The following is a 3418-nucleotide window of genomic DNA, read 5'->3' on the forward strand; positions in this document are numbered from 1 at the left end:
ATTTCCTCTTGGGCGACTTTGGAAGTGTAGGAGGGAGACAGTCAAGGGCTTGTTTTTTATCTGCAGTATGAGCTTCGGCTTGCCGATCAGCGAGTACAGCAGATAAAAAATGGTCGCAGACCACCCTTTACTTTCTTCCGCCGAAACGGACAATAAAGCACAGAAGGAAGTAACGGAACAAACAGACAACTATCCTTTAGGATTATAATATATATCAAATCTATTTTTCAGCGTCTCCTCCCATATACTCTTAGAATAATTTAACTACAGTAATTAAAAACTATCAGAAAATAATTAATGCACAAAAAATCACTTTATAAGACTATAACTATCAGTCAACAAATTCTCTATACCATCTAAGAAATCTCCTTTAACCACCACTTGTAAACGGTCGGCTTACTCAATCCAGTCTCCCGAATGCAGTCTGCTTTCTTTCCAGTCGGATGACTCTCCCTCCATTCTCTAACCATCTGCTCTGCTGTCGGTCTACCACCATTTGTACACTCTCCCAACTCCACTTTAAAAGCTCTTTGATTATTCATATACTTGACATGAACCGCTTGCTTTCTATAATTCCGTTTATTTGCTAGTATTGTAACCTTTGTGTTGTCCTCTATCCATTCCCGACTTGCTATCGTTGAAAGCCTTTTTCTGTCCCCTTTCAATGCCCGGAGAGCGTCTTTCACATCTGCTCGGCTGAAATGGTTGTCCTCGTCCTCGGTAAGGCTCTCTAAATGGTCCAGGAACGCATAGGCGTCTCTCCGTATCTTCTGCTCCGATATGCCACACTTCAAGCCATAAGAGCACAACGCCATAATGGAAAAGTAACGCCCTCCGGCTTTCACTTCCTCAGTTATTTTCCGTTTCCACCACTCATATAAAGCTTCGTTACATACCCACGTACCGCCCTTCTTCTTACTTTTCTGCTTCGGCTCTCCCTGCACGATCCGCTTCTCATACCACTCCGGGTACAGCTCCCTTGCTTCTTCCAGCGTAACAGTACTTTTTCTTCTCGGCTTCTCGTACAACGGAGCAAGGTCAACCTTACAGCTCGGTATGCTAGCTTTTATATCCTCCAACGTGTAACGGTTCTCTGACAGCTTATAGGCTTTTACTGGGAAATCTGCACCCAACTTTGACTGACTGCCCACACACCGAAAACCTTGATAAATTCCGGTTATATCCGGGCTGTCCGGACGGATAGAGCTGGTATCATTCCATAACCGTCGGATAAAGGCTTCTTTCAGCTCCGCAAGCACTTCTTCCCGGTTTCGATACAACTGAACCGGCTCCTGCAAGAAATAGTAAAGGTGTACCCCCTTGCCGGAGCTGACAAGATAAGTCGGACAAAGCTGCACACCATTCCCAAACTGCTTCAACAGGTTCTTCAACTGCTGTTTACCTACATAGTCCACGTCCACCACCACCGCAAACAACTCATGAGCGTTCTCTTTCGTATGAGACTTCCCATAAAAACTAATAGGCGGTATCAGCCCAAACCTATCCCCTACGACCTTATCCAGCATTTTCAGACTATCATCAATTACCCACTGTCGGGTTCTACCTTTACCGGACGGTCTAATCTGCGTTGCTATAATATTGCCTTTTCCATCCTCCGGCTCTTGCTGGAGACTGCCAACCGGAAACAGCTCCCGGTAGAAATCATGAGGACTTACTTCCGAGTATCCCCTCTCCAACATAAGGGCTTCTTTCTCCCAATAAGCAGACTTCCACTCATACCCTCTTTTATCTCTTCTTTTGATGTATTTTGCCATAATCTTTTACACCTCACTCCCTCTCGCCTTCACCGCTAATCTTATCAATGAGTGTTTTTACCTTTTTCCGTCAAGTATAAGGGAGCGCCTTTTTGGTGTCAATATCTACACCTCACTCTCTCTCGCCTTCACCGCTAATCTTATCAATAAGTTTTTTTACCTTTTTCCGTCAAGTATAAGGGAGTGCCTTTTTGGTGTCAATATCTACACCTCACTCCCTCTCGCCTTCACCGCTAATCTTATCAATATATTCCCCTCCCTCTTTATTTACTTTTTTACTTATTTATGGTATAATTTTAACAAATAATCGCAAAACAAAAGGAGGTTTTTATTATGAAATGTAAAAAATTGTTTGCTCTAGCTCTAGCAATGGTAATGTGCGTACCAATGAGTTTTAATGCATTGGCTGCTCAAAACAGTACCACACAAGCATCTCCAGCAACATCTATTGAGGCACTTTTAGGCTCTGATTTTGAAGAGACGTTTAGTGAACAAGTAGAATCTCGTATCCCTGCTCCTCCTTTGACTTCAGTTCATGTTTATTTAGTAAACTCTGAACAGGCAGGACAAGAATATATTGCACCATACCAATATGCGACCAATTTAGACCATGGCGGTAGCTGGATTCAACTGATTACTCTTGATGTAGGTTACTCTGGTTGGCGTGAAGCAACATTTGATGGTAATAAAATGGACTTAACTGATGTAGTCCCTGTTGATACTGATGGCGATACTATCTTAGATGGTTATTTAAGACTATGGACATTAGATGTAAATTTCGATAACGGAAAATTTATATATCATGCAACACCTGAATATTCTGGAAGACAATACGAAGCCTGGATTAATGTTATATAAAAGGGAGTTCTTATGCGTATAGTACCTAATACATATAATTCTTACAATTATCAATTAAATTTACAAAATACTAACAGAAGACAAACTAGCAATTTCTTACAAATGGTTGGGCCAAATGCAACAGACCAGGTAAAAGAATCTTGGAAAAAAGCTGAACAGGAAGTCGGTGCTAATGGATTTGCTTTAGCTTCTGATGGTAAGTTTACTCAGCTGACCGAATTGATGGGTATGTCTCTTGTAAAATACCATCAAACTGGCAATATGGATATACTAGGAGACACTAATTCCTCCGCACGTCAAGCAGTCCAAGAAGCACTGGATCGTTTAAAGCAAAACGGAGTATCAACTGACGAAGAATTAAAAGAAAAGGCATTTTATGAGTCCTTCTTGAAATATTTATCATAACCGTGGTTGCATGAATGATAGAAGCAGGAAAACTTTATATTTTCCTGCTTTTTTTATTTCCTCACTCCCGACCGCTAATCTTATCACAAACTTCCCAGAAACGATGTGATTGCATTAAATATCAGTATTGCACAGGTTCCTATACTGCAAGTCATTCCTGCCCAAAACAAATATTCCTTTGTTCCCTCAAACTGAAAAAATCGCTCCTTACTCTCCTCTAACTCCCGGACTTTCTGCTTCATTACTGCCGTAAGTGTTTCGGACTCTTTTTCAAGGGCTTCTGTAACCCTCTGTATAGCCTCTAAATTCGCCTGTAATGCCTTTTTAACCTCTTGGACTGTACTTTCTCTAACCTCATCTCTCAGGCTCCCAATTTCGGC

General features: G+C 41.5%; 4 protein-coding genes. 2 read left to right on the plus strand and 2 right to left on the minus strand.

Going from position 1 to position 3418, the window contains the following annotated elements; translation table 11 throughout:
- Nucleotides 1-356: 356 nt before the first annotated feature.
- Nucleotides 357-1775 (minus strand): repa, encoded by a 1419-nt coding sequence (locus DWY84_RS17015; RefSeq protein ID WP_118534471.1) that lies wholly within the window; start codon nt 1773-1775, stop codon nt 357-359.
- Between the two features lie 333 nt (nt 1776-2108).
- Here DWY84_RS17015 and DWY84_RS17020 point away from each other — a divergent pair, with 333 nt between their 5' ends.
- Both DWY84_RS17020 and DWY84_RS17025 read left to right on the plus strand, forming a co-directional pair.
- Complete coding sequence (locus DWY84_RS17020) at nt 2109-2633, plus strand: DUF4879 domain-containing protein (RefSeq protein WP_118534472.1); 525 nt, start codon at nt 2109-2111, stop codon at nt 2631-2633.
- A gap of 12 nt (nt 2634-2645) precedes the next feature.
- Entirely contained in the window at nt 2646-3038 is a 393-nt protein-coding gene (locus tag DWY84_RS17025; protein WP_118534473.1) for a hypothetical protein, read from the plus strand.
- Between the two features lie 83 nt (nt 3039-3121).
- Here DWY84_RS17025 and DWY84_RS17030 read toward each other — a convergent pair.
- Nucleotides 3122-3418 (minus strand): hypothetical protein (locus DWY84_RS17030; protein ID WP_207665138.1); only part of this gene is annotated, 297 nt, incomplete at its 5' end.

Source organism: Clostridium sp. AF27-2AA (assembly GCF_003478505.1).
In the GTDB taxonomy this organism is placed as follows: Bacteria; Bacillota; Clostridia; order Lachnospirales; family Lachnospiraceae; genus Brotaphodocola.

Coding starts and splice junctions, on each gene's coding strand:
- DWY84_RS17015 (WP_118534471.1), bottom strand. CDS start 1,775: ATGGCAAAATACATCAAAAGAAGAGATAAAAGAGGGTATGAGTGGAAG.
- DWY84_RS17020 (WP_118534472.1), top strand. CDS start 2,109: ATGAAATGTAAAAAATTGTTTGCTCTAGCTCTAGCAATGGTAATGTGC.
- DWY84_RS17025 (WP_118534473.1), top strand. CDS start 2,646: ATGCGTATAGTACCTAATACATATAATTCTTACAATTATCAATTAAAT.